At 62.9% G+C, this 18825-nt stretch carries 14 protein-coding genes and 1 pseudogene; 10 read left to right on the forward strand and 5 right to left on the reverse strand.

The annotated features are described in order from the left end of the window. A pseudogene (locus ACFVSJ_RS15710) lies at positions 1–1014 on the reverse strand (hypothetical protein); the annotation flags it as partial. A gap of 293 nt (positions 1015–1307) precedes the next feature. On the opposite strand from ACFVSJ_RS15710, the gene ACFVSJ_RS15715 reads away from it, so the two are divergent. The 3 genes from ACFVSJ_RS15715 (at position 1308) to ACFVSJ_RS15725 (ending at position 5703) form a co-directional block, all read left to right on the forward strand. Further along, positions 1308–2192, forward strand: coding sequence for an MBL fold metallo-hydrolase (locus ACFVSJ_RS15715; protein ID WP_387437827.1), 885 nt, complete (start codon positions 1308–1310; stop codon positions 2190–2192). A gap of 116 nt (positions 2193–2308) precedes the next feature. Continuing rightward, positions 2309–3490, forward strand: coding sequence for a hypothetical protein (locus ACFVSJ_RS15720; RefSeq protein ID WP_387437829.1), 1182 nt, complete (start codon positions 2309–2311; stop codon positions 3488–3490). A 98-nt stretch (positions 3491–3588) separates the two neighbouring features. Next, positions 3589–5703: a beta strand repeat-containing protein gene (locus ACFVSJ_RS15725; RefSeq protein ID WP_387437830.1), complete on the forward strand. Its 2115-nt coding sequence runs from the start codon at positions 3589–3591 to the stop codon at positions 5701–5703. A gap of 55 nt (positions 5704–5758) precedes the next feature. Here ACFVSJ_RS15725 and ACFVSJ_RS15730 read toward each other — a convergent pair whose 3' ends face one another. Then, positions 5759–6634, reverse strand: coding sequence for a hypothetical protein (locus ACFVSJ_RS15730; protein ID WP_387437831.1), 876 nt, complete (start codon positions 6632–6634; stop codon positions 5759–5761). An 84-nt stretch (positions 6635–6718) separates the two neighbouring features. Here ACFVSJ_RS15730 and ACFVSJ_RS15735 point away from each other — a divergent pair, with 84 nt between their 5' ends. The 3 genes from ACFVSJ_RS15735 to ACFVSJ_RS15745 all read left to right on the forward strand — a co-directional run bounded on the left by ACFVSJ_RS15735 (position 6719) and on the right by ACFVSJ_RS15745 (position 10323). Beyond that, positions 6719–7936: an MFS transporter gene (locus ACFVSJ_RS15735; RefSeq protein WP_387437832.1), complete on the forward strand. Its 1218-nt coding sequence runs from the start codon at positions 6719–6721 to the stop codon at positions 7934–7936. A 125-nt stretch (positions 7937–8061) separates the two neighbouring features. Then, positions 8062–9261 (forward strand): NosD domain-containing protein, encoded by a 1200-nt coding sequence (locus ACFVSJ_RS15740; RefSeq protein ID WP_387437834.1) that lies wholly within the window; start codon positions 8062–8064, stop codon positions 9259–9261. A 138-nt stretch (positions 9262–9399) separates the two neighbouring features. Then, complete coding sequence (locus tag ACFVSJ_RS15745) at positions 9400–10323, forward strand: hypothetical protein (protein WP_387437835.1); 924 nt, start codon at positions 9400–9402, stop codon at positions 10321–10323. A gap of 3 nt (positions 10324–10326) precedes the next feature. Here the strand turns inward: ACFVSJ_RS15745 and ACFVSJ_RS15750 are convergent, their stop codons facing one another. Both ACFVSJ_RS15750 and ACFVSJ_RS15755 read right to left on the reverse strand, forming a co-directional pair. Further along, positions 10327–11661 carry an acyltransferase gene (locus ACFVSJ_RS15750; RefSeq protein WP_387437836.1) on the reverse strand — a complete coding sequence of 445 codons (1335 nt, stop codon included), beginning with the start codon at positions 11659–11661 and terminating at the stop codon, positions 10327–10329. A gap of 140 nt (positions 11662–11801) precedes the next feature. After that, on the reverse strand, positions 11802–12713 hold the full coding sequence (locus ACFVSJ_RS15755; RefSeq protein WP_387437837.1) for a phosphatase PAP2 family protein: 912 nt from the start codon (positions 12711–12713) through the stop codon (positions 11802–11804). A gap of 155 nt (positions 12714–12868) precedes the next feature. Between ACFVSJ_RS15755 and ACFVSJ_RS15760 the strand changes: the two genes are divergently transcribed. Genes ACFVSJ_RS15760 through ACFVSJ_RS15775 form a run of 4 tightly spaced genes read left to right on the forward strand, consistent with a single transcriptional unit; the run spans position 12869 to position 17511 of the window. Further along, entirely contained in the window at positions 12869–14287 is a 1419-nt protein-coding gene (locus ACFVSJ_RS15760) for an extracellular solute-binding protein (RefSeq protein ID WP_387437838.1), read from the forward strand. Continuing rightward, positions 14284–15234, forward strand: a complete 951-nt coding sequence (locus tag ACFVSJ_RS15765) for a carbohydrate ABC transporter permease (RefSeq protein ID WP_387437839.1) — start codon at positions 14284–14286, stop codon at positions 15232–15234. The genes ACFVSJ_RS15760 and ACFVSJ_RS15765 overlap by 4 nt, the downstream gene beginning before the upstream one ends. Before the next feature lie 8 nt (positions 15235–15242). Beyond that, complete coding sequence (locus tag ACFVSJ_RS15770; RefSeq protein WP_387437840.1) at positions 15243–16115, forward strand: carbohydrate ABC transporter permease; 873 nt, start codon at positions 15243–15245, stop codon at positions 16113–16115. A 25-nt stretch (positions 16116–16140) separates the two neighbouring features. Next, positions 16141–17511 (forward strand): glycoside hydrolase family 32 protein, encoded by a 1371-nt coding sequence (locus ACFVSJ_RS15775; protein ID WP_387437841.1) that lies wholly within the window; start codon positions 16141–16143, stop codon positions 17509–17511. A gap of 108 nt (positions 17512–17619) precedes the next feature. Here the strand turns inward: ACFVSJ_RS15775 and ACFVSJ_RS15780 are convergent, their stop codons facing one another. Then, positions 17620–18669, reverse strand: coding sequence for a LacI family DNA-binding transcriptional regulator (locus ACFVSJ_RS15780; RefSeq protein ID WP_387437842.1), 1050 nt, complete (start codon positions 18667–18669; stop codon positions 17620–17622). Positions 18670–18825: the final 156 nt, after the last annotated feature.

Raw genomic sequence — 18825 nt, forward strand, 5'->3', positions numbered from 1 at the left:
CACGCCGTCGCCGTCGGAAACTCCGTCTGAGACCCCGACCCCGTCGGAAACCCCTTCGGAAACTCCGTCTGAGACCCCGACCCCGTCGGAAACCCCTTCGGAAACTCCGTCTGTGACGCCGTCTCCTTCGGAGACCGCGTCTGTGACGCCGTCGCCTTCGGAGACCCCGACGCCGTCGGAAACCCCTTCGGAAACTCCGTCTGTGGCGCCGTCGCCTTCGGAGACCCCGTCCCCGTCGGAGACCCCGTCTGTGACGCCGTCGCCTTCGGATACCCCGACCCCGTCGGAAACTCCGTCTGTGACGCCGTCGCCTTCGGATACCCCGACCCCTTCGGCGACCCCGTCCCCGTCGGAGACCCCGACCCCTTCGGCGACCCCGTCCCCGTCGGAGACCCCGTCTGTGACGCCGTCGCCGTCGGAGACGCCGTCTGTGACGCCGTCGCCGTCGGAGACGCCGTCTGTGACGCCGACCCCGTCGGAGACCCCGTCTGTGACGCCGACCCCGTCGGATACCCCGTCGCCGTGCACGGAGACCCCGTCTCCGGCTCCGAGCCAGTCGGGCAACCCGTCGGAGACCCCGTCGCCGTCGGATACCCCTGCGCCGTGCGATACGGAGACGCCGTCGCCGAGCCCGTCGGAAACCCCGACGGTAACGCCGACTCCAACTCCGAGCCCTTCGGATACGTCGTCGCCGTGCACGGAGACCCCGTCTCCGGCTCCGAGCCAGTCGGGCAACCCGTCGGAGACCCCATCGCCGTCGGATACCCCTGCGCCGTGCGACACGGAAACGCCGACGGAATCGCCGAGCCCGTCGCCTTCGGAGACCCCGACGGTGATTGCTCCTCCAACAACCCCGGCGCCGACTACTGACGCGCCAACGGGTGCGCCCGCAACTGGAGGTGCGGAAACGGACGCTCCGGTAACTGGGGCTCCCGCAACGGATGCACCCGTGACGGAGACTCCCGCAACGGACGCACCTGCAACGGATGCGCCTGGCGGAGACCTCGCGTACACGGGCGCGCAATTGGCGCCGTACATAGCGGCCGCTGCAGCCCTTCTGGTCTTCGGCCTCGTCTTGATGCTGATCACCCGCAGGAAGGCAGCCTCTCGTCACAGCTAATCGCTTAGCGGGAGGGTAGGCCCGGTCCAACCCAGGGTGGGGCTCGGAAGCACAACAGCTTCCGGGCCTCACCTGTTTAACCAGAACCGGATTCACCGGCGCACGGTTCGTTCCGCTTCCTCCCAGCTTCCCGTGGGTAGAATCGAGGCCTGAACATCGCCGGATTGCACTGGATACGGAGAACTCATTGTCAGCTTGGCTAGGACTTGGTCCGGACCACTTTGTCCTTGAAACCGAGGGTTCCTTACTCAACACCGGACTTGTAGTGGGCACCGAGCTCGCCATGGTTATCGACACCGGCTGCGGACCGCGTCAAGGGCGTGAGATTCTCGCTGCAGTGCGCGAAAAGACGCAGCTCCCGCTGGTGGTTGTGAATACGCACGCGCACTACGACCACTTCTTCGGCAACGCAGTTTTCGCCGACGACGGCGTCACCGAGTTCTGGGCGCACGCCAACTGTGCAGCCACTATCGAAAGGGACGGCGACCTTCAGCGCCGATTTGTTGCAACCAACGAACCTGAGATGGCCGCGGGTGAGGGCGACGCCGTCGAAATTGTTGTGCCCAACGCGATTGTCCGTGACCAGCCGGTCCTGGTCGACCTGGGCGGGGTGACTGCCACGCTGTTCCACCTTGGCCGCGCGCACACCGACGGTGACCTTTTGGTAGGTACCAACTCGACGCTGTTCGTTGGTGACTTGGTAGAGCACGGCGCGCACCCTTCTTTCGAGGACTCGTATCCGGAGGAATGGGCCGACGTCCTCCGCCACATCTCGGCACTGCGCCACCGGTACGAGCACCTGGTACCTGGCCACGGCAAGCCTGCCAGCGACGAGTTCGTCAAGACCATGGCAAACACCATGACTACGGCTGTTCGGCAAGCCACGCAGTCAATCCGAGACATGCCTGCTGACGCCACGAAGGCCATCCCCGTGTTGCCTTACGGTCCGGAGCAGTCGCGCTGGTTCATCAAGCGGCTTCAGGAAACTCAGGCCCAGCACAGTCGATCAGCAGGTGGGTCCTTGGCCTCGCCGGACTTCGGTCACGAGAAGACCGGATTCTTCCCCTCGTAAAGCAAAGGCTGCTTATAAAAAATTCATCTCGACCCCTCAAACCCATGGACTATTGCGTTGGTCCAGTCCTAGGATGAAGGCGACCATCGGTTTGCGACTACCTGGGGGGTGTCGAGATGAAGGCCATACACGCGTTCCCGCGTGCTGCTCGGATTCTCCGCTCCGTCATGATCGCAGGGGCCGGCACCGCAGTCTGGATGGCGCTCTCCGCCAGCGCCGCCAGCGCCGATTCCGGAAACTCCAACAACCAGTCACTCTTTGGTGGAATCACTTCATCTGTGTCGTCCACGGTTACGTCAACGACTGGCGTCAAGAACGTTCCGGCGAAGCTCCACAAGACGCTGGACGCCACTGCCGAGGCTGCCAAAGACACCAAAGCATCCGTAGCCAACGTCGTGGCACCGAAGCCTTCGGCTCCCGCCGTCGCTATTCCAGTGCCCGATGTGCCGCTCCCGGCCGCAGTGAAACCACTCGTGCCTGGCCCGGCAGTAACGGTAACTGTTCCTTCAGCTACTCCGGTGGTCGAACAGGTAGCTCAGTCAACTGACAGTTTCGTCGGCACTCTGCCGATCGTGAGCGAGGTTGTTCCAGCGGGGACCGTCGGCGGGGTGGTGGATACAGCTGTAACTCCCGTGGCAGGTGCGGTCGAGGACACTGTCGCCACCGTCGTCCCGCCTGTCAACGATGCCTTGGAGCCGATCGGCCAGGGCCCCGTGACGGATGCGACGAAACCGGTACTGGAGCCAATCGTTGACGTGGTTGATACCGTCCTGCCACCGCGTGGTGGCGTGATTCCACCCCTGACGGGTCCCGATGGAATTCTCCCGGTACTGCCCGTCGTCGACACTTCGGTTCTCCCCACAAAGCCCGGCTCGAGCGCCACGCCGCCCGCCGCCGTCGTCGTTGTTCCACGTGCACCGGCCGCGGAAACGTCTTTGATTCAGCCGCCGACGGAAGTCGCTGCCGACGGAGTTGCCGAGGCTGAACCTAGTGTCCTCACTCCATCCCACGAGTGGTCGCGTACCGTCGCCGCCGCCCAGGCCGGCACAGCAGTCAGCGCGGCGACAACTGCCGATGGCGAGGCTCCTGGGGACCTCCCCTTCGGCCCCGACGGGGCACCTCTGGCCGGAACCGGGGTCGGCTCCGGAGGCTCGCAGAACGGCCCACCCAGCCCGGCAGCTGCCTACTTGGACGGCGCCCTGATCGTTCCCGCTGACCTAATCTCTGGCCTCGCATCGGCCGGCAATGAACAGCATCCAGAGCCGGTTTCATTTGATCCCGGCTCATCTCCTGATTAGTTCCCTAACCGCGTCGCATGTCTCTTTGCGGCAGACGGTCACTGGACGATCCATAACTAGGACGTCTCTGGGAACAAGACCTTCAGGAGAAGATCATCATGAATTCGACAATACGCAGGTGCCTCCTCGGCACATGCTTTGCCGGAGGGCTGATTGCCCTCGGCGCGACCGCGGCCAATGCCGCAGACACGACCAGCGGGCAGGACGGACTTCTGTCAGGAACGCAAGTCGTGGCACCAGTATCAGCACCAATTTCTGTCGGCTCCACCTCACTTGGCGTGGCGGGGGACTCGACCGCAAGTTCCACGGCGCCCGCAGCCAGCCCGGCTGCGCGACCGGCAACGGCTCCTTCCGGTACCAGTGGCTCCAACGCCATTGGTTCGGGAACGCAAGTTGTCGCTCCGGTTTCGGCGCCTATCAACCTGGGCTCGTCCTCAGTGGGTCTGCTGGGGGGCTCCACTGCGACGAGCCCAGCCAATTCTGCCGCACCGGCCGCTGCCAGCGGCACTGCTCCTGCGGCCAACACCAACGGGTCGGGCGGCGTAGTGTCCGGCACCCAAGTGGTTGCACCCGTGACGGTCCCTGTGACTGTCGGTTCCACATCGGCGGGTCTGTTGGGGGACTCATCGGCGTCTGCAACACCTAGTGCAACAACTCCTGCGCCGGCCGAACAGGCCACGCAGGCAACAACGTCGGGGGGAGAAAGTATCGCATCCGGCGCTCAGGTAGTGGCTCCGATTTCGGTCCCTGTTAACATCGGAGCCACTGCCGCGGGAGTTGGCGGGGATTCAACCGCCGCTTCCGGTGGCACGACCGCGGTTCCTGCCGGTTCGGGTGCAGCTGCTCCTGTTGCTGGTACTTCCGGTTCTGATGGTGTTGCTTCGGGGACGCAGGTTGTTGCTCCGATTACGGCGCCGGTGGGTGTTGGTGCTGTTTCGGTCGGTGCCTTGGGTGATTCGGCGGCGACCTCCGGTGCTCCAGCGGGGACTGCTCCTGCCGGTTCGTCAGCGGGAACGACCAGCGGTTCTGATGGTGTTGCGTCGGGGACGCAGGTTGTTGCTCCGATTACGGCGCCTGTAGGTGTTGGTGCTGTTTCGGCCGGTGCCCTGGGTGATTCGGAGGCTTCGACCGGTGGTTCGTCCACCGGTACCGCCGGTTCGGGCTCTGCTGCTCCGGCTGCGGGAACGACCAGCGGTTCTGATGGCGTTGCTTCGGGGACGCACGTTGTTGCTCCGATTACCGCTCCGGTGGGTGTTGGTGCTGTTTCGGCCGGTGCCTTGGGTGATTCCGCAGCTTCGACCGGTGGTTCGTCCACCGGCACCGCCGGTTCGGGTTCGGCCGTTCCGGCTGCCGGTACTTCCGGTTCTGATGGCGTTGCTTCAGGGACGCAGGTTGTTGCTCCGATTACCGCTCCGGTGGGTGTTGGTGCTGTTTCCGCCGGTGCCTTGGGTGACTCCGCAGCTTCGACCGGTGGTTCGTCCACCGGCACCGCCGGTTCCGGCTCGGCCGTTCCGGCTGCCGGTACTTCCGGTTCTGATGGTGTTGCTTCGGGTACGCAAGTTGTTGCTCCGATTACCGCTCCGGTGAACGTCGGCGGTGTTTCCGCCGGTGTTCTGGGCGACTCGGTGGTTTCAAACCCTGGAACCTCATCGGGAACTGGAACTACGGGTGCACCGGCGGGAGGCACTACGTCCGGCGAGGATGGACTGCTTTCCGGTACCCAGCTCATCGTCCCCATTACGGCGCCTGTCACCATCGGCTCGACCTCGGTTGGTATCGGTGGCGGATCTGTCGGCGCGGTGAACCCGCCGGTTGTGAACCCGCCGGTAGTGAATCCTCCGGTTGTGAGTCCTCCGGTTGTGAACCCACCGGTGGTTGATCCGCCCGTCGTCAACCCTCCCGTTGTAACTCCGCCGATGACCGGTGGTCCCAGTGCTGGAGGCGTGGACGTTGGTACATCCAACCCTGGCACTGGTATCGGCAATGGAGGGGTCAGCGCAGGTGCTGCCGCCGTGCAGGCCAGTAGTGTCGGGACGAGTGTAAGCGGCAGACAAGGCACGATGGCCGCTGGCGCTGCCACCGCAGTAGGTGGTTCCGCAGCCCTTGCGACCACTGGGCTTAACCACAGCTTCGTCCTTTGGGCAGTGGGCCTGGTGCTGCTTGGTTTAATTCTGGCAGCGGGAAGTCACCGTAAGGCGGCATCAACCCGCTGACAGGATGGCGGTGTTTGCGTACCCCGGGCTGGACGCAGGGGTACGCAACGCCGCCTTAGGCGAACCTCCGGCGGGAATAATCCGGGTTGGAGAAGTGGAGGTCCCAGTCAAGCTCCGGATTAGTCACGGAGCTGATGATCTCTCGAAGTTGCTCCGACGTCGGTGCGACATGGCCCTCACCCCAATTGCCCCAAATCTTCTTTACCCGTTCCAGTGAATGGAGCGAACTAAGAAACGGCTCCATGTGCAATTCGACGTGGGGATCGGTCTCGTTCTGGACGTAGAGGATGTAGTTCGGAGTCTCGCCGCGGTAGTGCAAGCGGAGGTCGGTACAGAGGGTCTTCGAGAATACTTCGGAATGTGCTTCATCGCTGTCTGCACCGAAGGCGGCATGCGTGTACAGCTTCTGATGGATTTCGTTGAAGTTGGCCAAAATTGTCTGAGGGTTCACCGGAACTGCCAGAGAGCCGGGGAAGTACTTGGAATAGAACAGAGCAGCAAAACCGCCAGCGGAAGGACCCCAGAAGAGTGTGCGTGTCCCGCCTGCCTGTTCGATCAGCTTGGCCAGAACCTTCGGAAGTAGCGTTTGAAGCGGGAGCGAATCTGTGCCTGAAAACCAGCCAATCGTAAGATCGTCACTTGCGAGCAAACCCGGGTCTGAAATGAAGATCTGATTTGGTGAGTGGTCCTGCGTCACCTTAAAGCCGGAGAACATCGGCAGCACGGCGTCCTGGCCTGCGATGGCGGCGTGGAACGAGACCACCGTTGTTTTGCTACCGGTCGGGAGGTAGAAGATGTCGAGCGGCTGCGCCCCGTCAATGGTGATGATTTCTGTTGGCAGGTGTTCTGTCTCAAGGAAATCCTCGAAGGATGGGAACACCGTCTGCGTCCGGGGATAGCGTGATACGTCACGGCGCTTCGAGATGGTCATGACCCGGACTCTAGTGGAATCGTAAGGAATCTGCCTACACGTGACGAAGCGTTCCGTGGAGGGAGCAGTCCTAGGATGAAAGGGATGACAAGCACCCAAGCAGACCAAAGCTTCAGCCTCCGCAGCATTGCTCTACCCGCTTTCGGGCCGGCGCTGCTGTTTTGTATCGGTGAAGGAGCGGTCCTGCCGGTCATTGCCCTCTCGGCGCGTGATCTGGGTGCGTCGGTGGCCGTCTCGGCGTTGATCGTCACACTGATTGGCGTGGGATCGTGGCTCTTCAACATTCCGGCGTCGATCATCACCATCAGGTTTGGTGAGCGGTGGGCGATCGTTGGTGCTGGTGCGGCCGGTGCTCTGGCATTGGGTGCGGCTGCTTTCGCCCCAAGCCTGGAACATGGCATCTGGCTGCTTGCTGCGGCAATGACCGTCGTAGGCATGAGTTCAAGCGTCTTCAACCTGGCCAGGCAGAAGTACCTGACAGAGGCGGTGCCGGTCATCTTCCGCGCCCGGGCATTGTCCACGCTCGGCGGCGTGACCAGGATTGGCATTTTCATAGGGCCCTTTATCGGTGCCGGAGTGATGCAGTTCGCCGGGATCAGCGGAGGATACTGGGTGGGCTTTGTGGGGATGATGGGTGCTGCCGCACTGTCGCTCACCATTCCGGATTTGGTCGCCCCAGACACGTCCGACGGCGCGCCGGCACCTGCTGCTTCCACGCTGCGGCAGGTAGCCGCTTCACACTCCGGAGTGTTCCTTTCCGTTGGCTTCGGTATCTTGTTGCTCAGTGCCCTCCGGGCCTCCCGCCAAGTGGTTATCCCGCTCTGGGCCGACCATCTGGGCATGGACGCGACCCATGCTTCATTAATTTATGGCCTCTCGGGAGCTATCGACATGTTGGTGTTCTATCCCGCGGGCAAGCTGATGGACCGAAAGGGCCGGCAATGGGTGGCCGTTCCATCCACGCTGATCATGGGCTTTGCCTTGGTGCTCATTCCGTTTACGGGTGGCTTCGTGTCTTTGTTGCTGGCTGCTTTGTTGATCGGCTTTGGCAATGGCATCAGCTCCGGCCTGATCATGACGTTGGGTGCTGACTTCTCGCCGGACAACGGAAGGAGCCATTTCCTGGGGATCTGGCGCTTCATCGCAGATTCCGGAGCCACCGGGGGACCGGTGCTGCTGTCGGGGCTGACGGCTGCCATCTCCCTGGCTGCAGGTGTCTGGGCGACCGGTGTGCTTGGTCTTGCCGCGGCCGTTGTGTTTGCAATCGCTATTCCCAGACTGAAGCACAGGCGGAACTACTAGACTTGCGAAGCGCGCCTGACCCTGTGGCGGATGCGCGCCGTAGTTTGGGCACCTGCTAGTGGGTTGGTTGAGACGTGAGGTGCCGGGCTAGCATGATAGGGGATCTATGTGGGGATAGGGGTGCAATGGCAGACGCGCAACCGGCTCGACGTCGACCGCTGATAGTCGCGCTGCTCATTGCATGTGCGTGCCTGTTTCTGACAAGTTGCCAGCCCTCGCGCCCAACCGAAAGCAAAAGCCCGCAGCGGGAAGCCGCCGCGCCGTCTGACCTGGATCGCAAATCTACCGTTCCAAACACTGCAAAGGGCGACGGCATCACGGACGACACAGCGGCACTTCAGTCATGGCTGAACGCTGGTGGAGGACGTCTTTCGAATGGAACATTCCGCATCACCAAAGGTCTTGTTTTGAATGGTGACAACAGGACTTTACAGACCGATAACGCAACGATCGTGGCCGATGCCAGCGACATTACCGTTCTCACGGTTGCGGGGAAGAATGCCAAGGTTGGCGTGCATATTGATGGTCGTAACCACGCGGCGTATGGACTGAAAGTTACCGGCGCCGGCGCGACCATTGAGGACGGCATTTATGAGAATTTTTGGTCGAAAACGCAATCTGCCCGCGGGATAGATGCAACCACAAGCTACGGCGTAGTCATTAGAGACAACATCATTCGCAACGTAGTCAGCGTGGGGGACGGCATAGGAGGAAACAACTCCGGTGCCTCTCGGGGCATCGCTCTCAACTCGACGGCGGATGCGAAGGCAAGTTCATTCATCATGAACAATCGCTTGGAAAATATCACTGGTGAAGAAGGCGACGCCATTCACGTTCTCTTCAACGACGGGAAGTCAAGTCCGTTCAATGCGGGAAGAGTGAAAATCAGCGATAACGAGGTCCGGAACGTTTCCCGTCGTTTCATCAAAGTCCAGGCGTCTTCTGTCGTCGTCGAAGGCAACAAGCTCCACACCGACGCCGACACCGAGCCGACGAACCCTAGCGCCGCGATCGACATCATTCGGTCTGAGAACGTCAAGGTTTTGGATAACCAGTTGGACCCCGACCTTACAGGTGGCGGCATCGCCGTGAATGGGATTTCCAGTGCGCCACTTCGCGGCATAGAAGTGCGGGGCAACGTCTTGCGGGAATCCAATGAAAAATCCGCGGTAGGCATCTACTTGAATTGGACGGTCTCTCCGGTCGTGCGTGACAACACAGTCATTGGTGTAAGCGCGGGCATTGAGGTTCGAGCCTCAACAGGCGCGGAAGTCGAGGGAAACGCCCACGAACAGAGCGCTGAGGCTGCCCCGGGTTCCAAATAGATTGTCTCTGCCGGAGGTCCCATCTCATCGATTTCAGCCATTACCGAAATCGTCGGGCCGTTCCGGCAGTTCACCGCGTGGAACCGAAGAGGACGCCATCTTTCGGGGCGTGGCGTCGGGCCCGGCTAGACTACCGTGGTGTCGGAAAACCCAACTGCTAAAACCACCGAGCTCGCAGAGTACACGGATCTTCGCGACTTCCTGTCCTCAGACAAGATCCCGGCCGGACTGATCACGATCCAGCACAATGGTCTTCCGCTCGAGATACTCAACATTCCTGGGGACTCCGACACCACGTTGGTGTGCTTGCACGGAGCAGCGGAAAACGATGTCAGGCTCCCTTGGTTTTTGGGTCAGGGAATCACGGCTGACCTCCCCGTGAACCGCATTTTTATCTCGGATCCGAGCTTGCGGATTGCAAATGAACTCAATCTGGCGTGGTACGCCGGGTCCAAAGAGCAGCCCGATCTCCAGGAAGCGCTCGCCGAAATAATTCAGCGCATCGTCAGGGAGACGTGGGGTTACAACGTCGTGTTCTTCGGAAGCTCGGGCGGTGGCTACGCCAGTCTCGCTCTGTCCCGTTTCTTTCCCACATCACTTGCACTCGCGGTGAATCCCCAAATATCGATTTCGCGCTTCTACCCGGGCGCTGTGGAGCGCTACCTCACTCACGCTTGGGGCATGAAGGGGACGGACATGTCTTCGCTGCCTGCCTCCGTTGCCCACGACCTGCTTCCGGCCTACAAGGCGGGCTTCAGTCACACGGTTGCCCTCATCCAGAACGCCAAGGATTGGTTCCACATCCAGAACCATCAGCTGCCGTTCCTGGATGTCGTAGGACATGAAGAAAATCTGCACATGTTGATGGATCGGTGGGGGCCCGATACAGGCGACGGGCACACTCCTCCGCCCAAGGAACTGCTGCGGAACTGCTTTGAGCAGCTCGCCAAGTGCCATGGCAACTGGCCATCCGGGCTGGCCGCTGCCGGTTTCCAAACTGAAACCACTCGCCAGGACGTGAAACGTCGTGTCATGGAGACGGCACCGGTCAAGGCCGGGTAGCGCCTACTCCGGGAGCCTCACCACCGGCGTCTTCCACTTTCGATCCGCGCTACGCCCGGTCACCAAACCAACAGCCACCACCAGCATCACCAACCCCCACGTCGCGTTCCAGGCATCCAACGCACTGCGCATCACCACGAACGGCGGAATGATCGCCAGTGCCGTCGCAAGGCCGATGCGCCACAGCGCCGGACGGGAAGCCCCCGGAGTCAAGGCCGTGCTCGCGAGTTCCAGCCGAACCAGCGGAGTGGACACCAGCAGCACCAGAGCCCAGGCCACGATGTAGAACGCCGGACGGCTCAGCCACCATTCCGTGCCCGCCGGTTCCGGGAAGGGCAAACGCAGCACCAGGGCCAGGCCAAACATCGCGATGATCAACGGCAGATGCCACAGGTAGATGGTCATGGCCCGGCTCCCCACGACGAACATCACGTTCTGGACCCACGCCTGCTGGACCACACGCTGGACCCAAGGATAGGCAGCCTTTACCAACAGCACATGCGCCAGGCCTACCAGTACCAGGGGCAACATCGGAGGGTTCTGGTTGGTCAGCATGTCCACGGGGTACAGGCCATCCTGCGTGAGTGGCACCAGCGCTACGTAGCACCCGGCGGCGGCCGCGACGAGCTTCCACCGCGCGAACCGATCAAAGAAGCCGTCCGCGTAGAAGAATCCCAATTGCTGCAGCAAGCCCCACACGAACACCATGTTCAGCAGCCCGATCGGGTTCGAGTCGAAGCCCCACGGGTTGCGTTCCAGCCCCAGCCGCAGGAGATCGACGACGACGGCGCTGGCCGCCAAAGCGGCCACGGTACGGTATGGGGCAGCCTCGTGGAGTCGCGCCATTGCGGGCACCATGGCTTGGCAGAGCAGGTACGCCGCAAGGAACCAGAGCTGGACTCCGGCGCCCGCAGCAATGACTTTCAGCAGCTCGCCCGGGACGCCTGCCGCCGTCGCAATCCAGAGGGCCAAAGCGAGGAAGGCGTACAGGGCCACCGTGGGCCGGACCAAGCGCAGCACGCGGTTTCGGAGGTAGTCGCCAGCATCTCCGCCCTTCCGCCGCAGGCTCCGCCAGGAAGTGAGGGAAGCAAAGCCGCCAACCACGAAGAACAGGGGCATCACCTGGCCGAACCAGGTTCCTTGAGCGAACCAACTCAGGGACGTCAATGGATTTTCCACGCCAATGCCGTCCCCGCCCACGCTGATGCCCATCATGAGCAGGTGCACTGCCACCACGGCGAACATGCAGGCAACGCGGATGAAGTCGACCACGAGGTCCCGGGTAGCGGGAGGCGCTGGCAAAATGGTCGCACCGCGGCCGGTTCGGGTTGAAGGCATGGGTCTCTCCTGACGATTAATCCAGCGAATGGATTAATCGTAAGCCAAGAGTGTTCCGGATGCCATGGGGAGTTCTGTTGGGCCGGGACCCATGCGGCGCTCGGGCGCCAAACGGCGAAGCGGCCGCCCGCCGTCGTGCGTTAACGCCTCCTGGCGGCCAGGCCAAAGAGCCACATCCCGCCCAAGGCGGAGAGGTAACCTGCGATCACGATCAACGCGGTGCCGGCCCAGAAGTAGTCGGTGGTGCTCTCCGTGCTCAAGCCCGGCATCACCTGAAGCAGCGAATAGGCTGCCACGGCACCGGCGCCCAGGAGCGCAGCGAGTGTGAGGAAGACCCACAGCCTGGAGGAAGCCCAGTGCTCGCCGTAGCCGCGCCAGACGTTCCAGCTGTTGCCTGAACGGAGGATCAGCCATCCGGCGGGCAGCATCACGACCCCCACCACACAGAAGGCGGCAACCACGTCAGCAGGCCGGTGCCATTGATTGATGAGTGTGGACACGCCTGTTGCGACGGCGAAGGAGCTGCCCAGGAATCCTGCCAGTGGGCGCCAACGCGGCGAGACCATCAGGAAAACGGCGGCGGCTGCGGAGGCCGCCAGGGTGGTGTGGCCGGAGGGCAGGGAGTTCATCTCCAGCGTCTGGACGCCACGGTCCGGGCGGTCGGGGATGAGGAGCTTGAGGACCTGGGTGGCGATGTTGGCGGCCACGCAAGCGACGACGGCGATGCCCGCGGCCGTCCAGCGTCGGCGCGCGATGGTCACGAACAACACCACGAGGGTGGCGATGACCAGGGAGGTGACGGGCAGGACGTCGAGAAATCCGGTTGAGGCCTTACCTGCGGGACCGCTGAGTTCCGTGGCCTCCACGAGGGCCGACTCGTCGATGAACTGGCCTGTGGTGGTGCGGACGAAGAAGTAGTACGTCGCGGCCAGGCCAACCATGCAGGCGATGGTGATGAGGCAAAACAAAAAACCCGTACCGGCGCCCGCTGGACGCTCCTGACGTGGCCGCTTGCTCGACCTCCCGCTCACGCGGAATTGCTGGGAACTCATTCTCTCTAGCCTGCCACAATTCGCTGGATGCCTCATGTGAGCCTGCTGGTGCTACGGACCGCAAAAGTGAGATCCACGCAACATCCCTGTGACGCTTGACACGTGTTAGGTGACAGGTCTAGTGTTCCTAACACGTGTTAGGAAGGAAATCTAGAATGCCGGGAACCAACGGGGCTTTGCGTCAATTCACACGCAGAACCGCCCTCACAGCCCTCGGTGCTGGGATTGTCGGAGCGACTGCGGCGTCGTGGCCGCGACTGACCGGAGCGGACATTCCAGGCCGGGGAGACAACAGCCTCAGCATCGCCATCATGGGCACCGCCGCAGACGCCGCAGCCCGCCAGAAGGTCATCGACGCCTTCGCCAAGGTCCACCCCGAGATCAAGGTCAAGGTCCAGGCCATCCAAGCCGTGGACTGGAAAGACTTCTTCACCAAGATCCTCACCATGGTTGCGGCAGGTACGCCGCCGGACGTCGTCTACGTGGCCACCGAGGGCGCACAGCTCTTCGCCGAGAAGCTCGCCCACCCGCTGGACGAGTACCTCCGCCGCGACGCCGAGCACATGAAGGAGTACTTCGCGGACGTCCACCCGAGCCTGGTGGAAGCCTTCATGTACAAGGGCAGCCTGTTCCAGCTCCCCATCGACTGGAACGCGGCGAACATGTATTACAACGCCACTGCACTCCAGCAGGCAGGCCTGGAACGGCCCGCCGACAACTGGACGCACACCGACTTCCGCAGCACCCTCGCCGCAATGAAGAAGGCGAACCCCAAGGACTTCACCCCGTACTACTGGACCAACCGCCTCTTCGGTGGAGTGGTGCCCTGGCTCTATGCCAACGACACCAGCTTCCTCAAGGAAACCAAATCCGGCGGCGGCGAATGGTTGTGGGACGGCTTCTACGGCAACGACCCCTCGCGCGGCCTCCGCTCCGGCGGCTACCAGTGGCTGGAGCCCAACGCCGACCATCCCCGGGTCTTCGAATCCTTCGACTACCTCCGCGGACTCGTCAAGGACGGACTCGGCGTCCGCCCCGAGGAAGGCGGCGGCAGCTCGCTGATCGGCCTCTTCGCCTCCAACCGGATAGGTACGACGCCGGCAGGCGGCTATTGGGTGCAAGGCCTCCACGAGGCGGGGATGACCGAAGACGGATTCGACGTCCAGTTCTTCCCCAAGTGGCGGACCCAGCGCCACCAGTTCGGCACGGCCGGGTACGCGATCATGAAGACCGCCAAGGACAAGGACGCCGCCTGGGAATGGGTGAAGTTCAGCTCCAGCCTTGAGGCCATGCGGATCGTCTTCCCGACGCCGAACACCACCCCGGCACGCCGGTCCATGGTCAACGAACAGCTCTACGCCGGCACGGGTCCCCGCCACTGGAAGGTCTTCTACGACACCCTGGACAGGTTCCCCACCACTGGGCCGATTCCGGCACCTCCCCAGCAGGCCGCCGTCGAAACCGCCCTCATGAAAAACGTTTCCCTCGCCGTCAGCGGCGACGAACGCCAACTCAAAGAGGCGCTCGCCTCCATGCAGCGTGACCTCGAACTGGCCTTGAGGAGGCAGCCATGAGCACCGTGACCCCTACCAAAGTGGGCACCGGCCGCGCTCCGTCCCATAAGGGCGGTCCGGCGTCCAAACGCGGACGGGTTCAACAGCGTTGGCTCCCATGGGCCTTCCTCGCCCCGACCATCGTGGGCATGGGCATCTTTACTCTGTTGCCCATCGTCGCGTCCGTGGCCCTCGCGTTCTTCCGCTGGGACATCATCTCGGCTCCGACGTTCGTAGGCTTCGACAACTTCGCCGAAGTGGTCCAGGACCCCACCGTCCGGGTGTCCTTCCTGAACACCATCGTGTTCGTCATTGTGGCCGTGGCCCTGCAGCTCGGGTTGGCGCTGGGCCTCGCGATCATGGTGCAGGAGAAGCTGCCTTCGTGGCTCAGGGTGTTCTTCCGCTCAGCGTTCTTCTTCCCGCTGATCCTGTCCGCGGCGTCGGTATCCATCTTCATGCGCTACCTCTTCAACGAGCAGTTCGGCGTGGTGAACTGGCTGCTGTCCCTGGTCGGCATCCCAGCGGTACCGTGGCTGACGACGCCAACCGGGTCTGCCGCCGTCGTGATTCTTGTGTACGTGTGGCAGAACTTCGGGTTCTCGTTCCTCCTATTCATCGGAGGCCTCGCATCCATCCCGGTGGAGACCTACGAAGCCGCATCGATCGACGGCGCAACCGGCTGGCGCAAGCACTGGTACGTCACCCTGCCACTCCTGAGCCCCACCACGCTGGTGGCCTCTGTCATGGCGATCATCAACGCACTCCAAGTGTTCGACCAGCCCTACGTGCTCACCCGCGGCGGCCCCGGCGACTCGACCAGAACCGCCGTCATGGTGATCTTCGAGTCGGCCTTCCAGCGCCTCGAATTCGGCCAGGCCTCCGCGATCGGCGTGATCCTGACGCTCATCATCATGGGCATCACAGCCCTGCAATTCCGGCTCAGCAAACGATTCGTCTTCTACCAGTAAGGCCCGCCATGACCACCATTACCGAACGTGCCCAAACCACGGCACCCGTAACCATGCGGAAGAAGCGGGACTGGTCCGTAGCGTTGCGCGTCGTCGCTCTGCTGATTGCCGCCGTCTTGGTCCTGGGCCCCGTTCTCTGGACGCTGTCCACTTCGCTGCGACCGCCGTCGGAATCCTTCAAACTGCCGCCATCGTTTCTTCCGCTGAACCCGGACTTCACCTCCTACGGCCAAGTGTTCAAGCAGCTCAACATCCTTGGCCTGGTCCTGAACAGCGCACTGGTCACCGGCCTGATCGCCGTGGGCCAGATGATCACCGCCGCGCTCGCCGGGTACGCCTTCGCGCACCTTCGCTTTAGGGGGAGGGGTGCCCTGTTCTCCATAGTGCTGGCCACCATGATGGTGCCGGCGCAGGTGACGATCGTTCCCGTGTTCATGCTGATCCGTGGCGTTGGGCTTTCGGACACGCTGCTCGCACTGATCCTTCCGGCCATTCCGACGGCGTTCGGCACCTTCCTGATGCGCCAGTACTTCATGGGGTTGCCGGGTGAGCTCGCTGAAGCGGCTGCGATCGACGGCGCCTCGCCGTGGCGGACCTTCCGCTCCGTGTATGCGCCGCTGGCGATGCCCGGCCTCGCGATCGTGGGCATCCTGGCGTTCAACTTCCACTGGAACGAGTTCTTCAGGCCACTCATCATGACCATCTCGGAGCAGAACTTCACACTTCCCCTGGGCCTGGTCTCGCTCCAGGGCAACCTCGGCACCGGAAGCATCTCCGTGGTGCTGGCCGGAGTTGTCCTCTCCATGATTCCCGCGCTGATTGTGTTCATGTTCGGCCAGCGTGCCTTGCAGGATGGACTCACCGCCGGCACGGGCAAATAATCTTCTTACCTTGAAAGGGGTTCCAATGACGGACCTTGCAGTATCTTCCCTTGCTCTCGCCGCGACGCACCCTGACCCGGCCTTCCCGCGGTTCCACCCACGCCCGGCGCAGGGCTGGATCAACGACCCCAACGGCGTCAGCTACATCGACGGCCGGTACCACGTCTTCTTCCAGTACAACCCGTCGTCGGCGAGGCACAGCCAGATCCACTGGGGTCACGTGAGCTCTGCCGATCTGGTGCACTGGGAGGAACACCCTGTGGCTCTTGCTCCCCAGCCTGGTGGGCCGGACTCCGCGGGGTGCTGGACAGGTGCGGTGACACTTGATGACGGCGTGCCGACCGCGGCCTACTCCGGCGTGCAGGACCATGGCGGACACTCCCAGGTGGTGATTGCCCGCGGTTCCTCGGACCTGGTCTCCTGGAAGCAGGACGGCCACGTGGCAGCGTCCATGCCCACCGATCCCTTGGTCACCGCCGTCCGTGATCCGTTCATCTTCCGTTTCAACGGGGTCCGTTACGCCATGCAGGGGGCAGGGTTGGCCGACGGACGCGCGGCACTGCTGCTCTACTCCGTGGATTCCATGGACGATTGGACCTACCAAGGGATTTGGCTGACCAGTGCCGATCCCGTGGCCGCTGCCTTTACGCCGGCCGAGATCTGGGAGTGCCCTCAGTTGGTGGAGGTGCCTTCCTCTTCGGGCTCGTCCTGGGTCATGATGTTCTCGCTGTGGCTCTCCGGCGACGACCACGAGCACGCGAACGGCGTGGGACACCTTATCGGGTCTTTGGCCTCGGATCCCGAGACTGGGTTGCCGGTGTTCACGCCCGAATCGGGAGGAAAATCCGATCTGGGCCGCGACTTCTATGCGCCGCAGATGGTCCAGCTTTCTTCTTCGTCTGCTGCGCCCTCTGCCTTGTTGTGGGGCTGGGCCAACGAAGGTCCCGGCCGTGACGGCCGTCGCGGCCGCACCCAGGAAGAAATCGACGACGCCGGGTGGTCGGGTGTATTGACGCATCCTCGGGAATTGTCCGTGGTTGACGGGGCGTTGGTGGTTGCTCCCGCGCCTGAAGTTTCTTTGTACCGTGGGGCTTTGGTTGCTTCCGCCGCTGCTGGGACCGTGGCTGTTCCAGGGTTTGCAGAGGTGCTTGTCACTGGTTCAGGCCCTGTGTCCTTGGTGTTGGGGTCCGGCTCCGAAGAACAAGTGGTCTACTCCGGCGCCGTTGCTGTGGGGGAGGAGCTCCGGATCTTCGTGGATGCCTCACTCGTCGAGGTATACCGCTCGGGCTCCGTGGCTACGACCCTCCGTGCGTACCCGGCGGCCGGTGAGTCGTTTAGTTTGGTGTTGCCCTCGGGAGCGACCGCCGACATCTGGGAGCTGGCCCTCCCGCAGTAAGCCCTCCCGTTGTGGGCCCCGTAAGAACCCAACTGGGTCGCATTAGTGCGCGTTTTGAGCCCTCTAAACGCGCACTAATGCGACCCAGTTGGGTAAAGCGCGTGGGGGTTAGCGCGGTGCTGGGCCTGTCGACTCACGCAAGACCAAGCGGCAGGGGACCATCGTCTCCAAGGTGGGTGCCGCCGTCGTGCTTTCGGTGCCCTCAATGGTGCCCAACAGTGCAGTCATGGCCGCGCGGCCGATTTCGCGCAAGGGGAGGGCCATGGTGGTGAGGGCCGGAACCATGGTGCTGGCGATGCGGTGCTCGTCGTCGTAGCCCATGACTGAAAGGTCCCGGGGGATGCTCAGTCCCAGGCGGGCAGCGGCGAGGGCCACGCCGATGGCCAGGCGGTCGTTGGCGCACATGATGGCCGTGGGGCGCTCCGCAGGGGAGACACCGTCCAGGAGGCGCATGGCCCAGTTGAAGCCGTCGTTGATGTCCCAGCCGGCATGGATGATCCGGGGTTCCCTGGCGTTGACGTTCGCAGCGGCAAAAGCGTCGCGGTAACCCTGGACACGGAGGGGAGCTGCCGGATCCTCCTCGGCGCCGGCAAGCAAGGCAATATCGCGGTGGCCAAACTGCATCAGGTGCTCGGTGGCTTCGCGTCCGCCCGTGACCTCATCCGGGATCACATGGTGGATCTGCGGCTCGGTCCGGCTGTCGTAGCAGTTGGCAAGGACTGATGGGACCCGCTGCATGCCCGGCGGAACATCCAAGGGCTTCAGGCCCACCGTGACGTACATGAGCCCGTCCACTTGGCGGTCCAAGAGTGTTTCGATGGCGCTCGCGTCCCGGGCGGCGTCGCGCTCGGTATCCATAACGACGGTGACGAAGCCATGGCTGCGCGCTACATCGTCCGCGCCGCCGATGATGTTGCCGTCGAAGGGGCTGACCACTACCTCGTCGGACACGATTCCGATAACGCGGGAGCGCTGGTTTCGAAGGCTGAGAGCAATGGCGTTGGGGGAGTAGTTCAGCTCCCGTGCGGCCAAGCGGATGCGGTCCTGGCTTTCCTTGGCCACGTTGCCATCGCCACGGCCGTTGAGGACCAGTGAAACCGCGCTTCGGGAGACCCCTGCCCGTTTTGCGACATCCAGTGCGGTGGCCTTGCGGTTCATGGTGGTCCTTCCAATCATGCGTTGGTGTGCAGTCTACCTAACGCGTGTGAGGAATGGCTGCGGGCCGGACCGTGGCGACGCCGGGAAGGGGCTACGAACCGTAGCCCATTGGATCCGCAGGGTCCGGGTACCAGCCGGGTGCCGCCGTCGTGCTTG

Source organism: Paenarthrobacter sp. NPDC058040, assembly GCF_042885775.1.
In the GTDB taxonomy this organism is placed as follows: domain Bacteria; phylum Actinomycetota; class Actinomycetes; order Actinomycetales; family Micrococcaceae; genus Arthrobacter.

Bases quoted from the DNA above. Each gene is read 5' to 3' on its own strand.
- ACFVSJ_RS15720 (WP_387437829.1), top strand. From the start codon at position 2,309: ATGAAGGCCATACACGCGTTCCCGCGTGCTGCTCGGATTCTCCGCTCC.
- ACFVSJ_RS15725 (WP_387437830.1), top strand. From the start codon at position 3,589: ATGAATTCGACAATACGCAGGTGCCTCCTCGGCACATGCTTTGCCGGA.
- ACFVSJ_RS15730 (WP_387437831.1), bottom strand. From the start codon at position 6,634: ATGACCATCTCGAAGCGCCGTGACGTATCACGCTATCCCCGGACGCAG.
- ACFVSJ_RS15735 (WP_387437832.1), top strand. From the start codon at position 6,719: ATGACAAGCACCCAAGCAGACCAAAGCTTCAGCCTCCGCAGCATTGCT.
- ACFVSJ_RS15740 (WP_387437834.1), top strand. From the start codon at position 8,062: ATGGCAGACGCGCAACCGGCTCGACGTCGACCGCTGATAGTCGCGCTG.
- ACFVSJ_RS15750 (WP_387437836.1), bottom strand. From the start codon at position 11,661: ATGCCTTCAACCCGAACCGGCCGCGGTGCGACCATTTTGCCAGCGCCT.
- ACFVSJ_RS15755 (WP_387437837.1), bottom strand. From the start codon at position 12,713: ATGAGTTCCCAGCAATTCCGCGTGAGCGGGAGGTCGAGCAAGCGGCCA.
- ACFVSJ_RS15760 (WP_387437838.1), top strand. From the start codon at position 12,869: ATGCCGGGAACCAACGGGGCTTTGCGTCAATTCACACGCAGAACCGCC.
- ACFVSJ_RS15765 (WP_387437839.1), top strand. From the start codon at position 14,284: ATGAGCACCGTGACCCCTACCAAAGTGGGCACCGGCCGCGCTCCGTCC.
- ACFVSJ_RS15770 (WP_387437840.1), top strand. From the start codon at position 15,243: ATGACCACCATTACCGAACGTGCCCAAACCACGGCACCCGTAACCATG.
- ACFVSJ_RS15775 (WP_387437841.1), top strand. From the start codon at position 16,141: ATGACGGACCTTGCAGTATCTTCCCTTGCTCTCGCCGCGACGCACCCT.
- ACFVSJ_RS15780 (WP_387437842.1), bottom strand. From the start codon at position 18,669: ATGAACCGCAAGGCCACCGCACTGGATGTCGCAAAACGGGCAGGGGTC.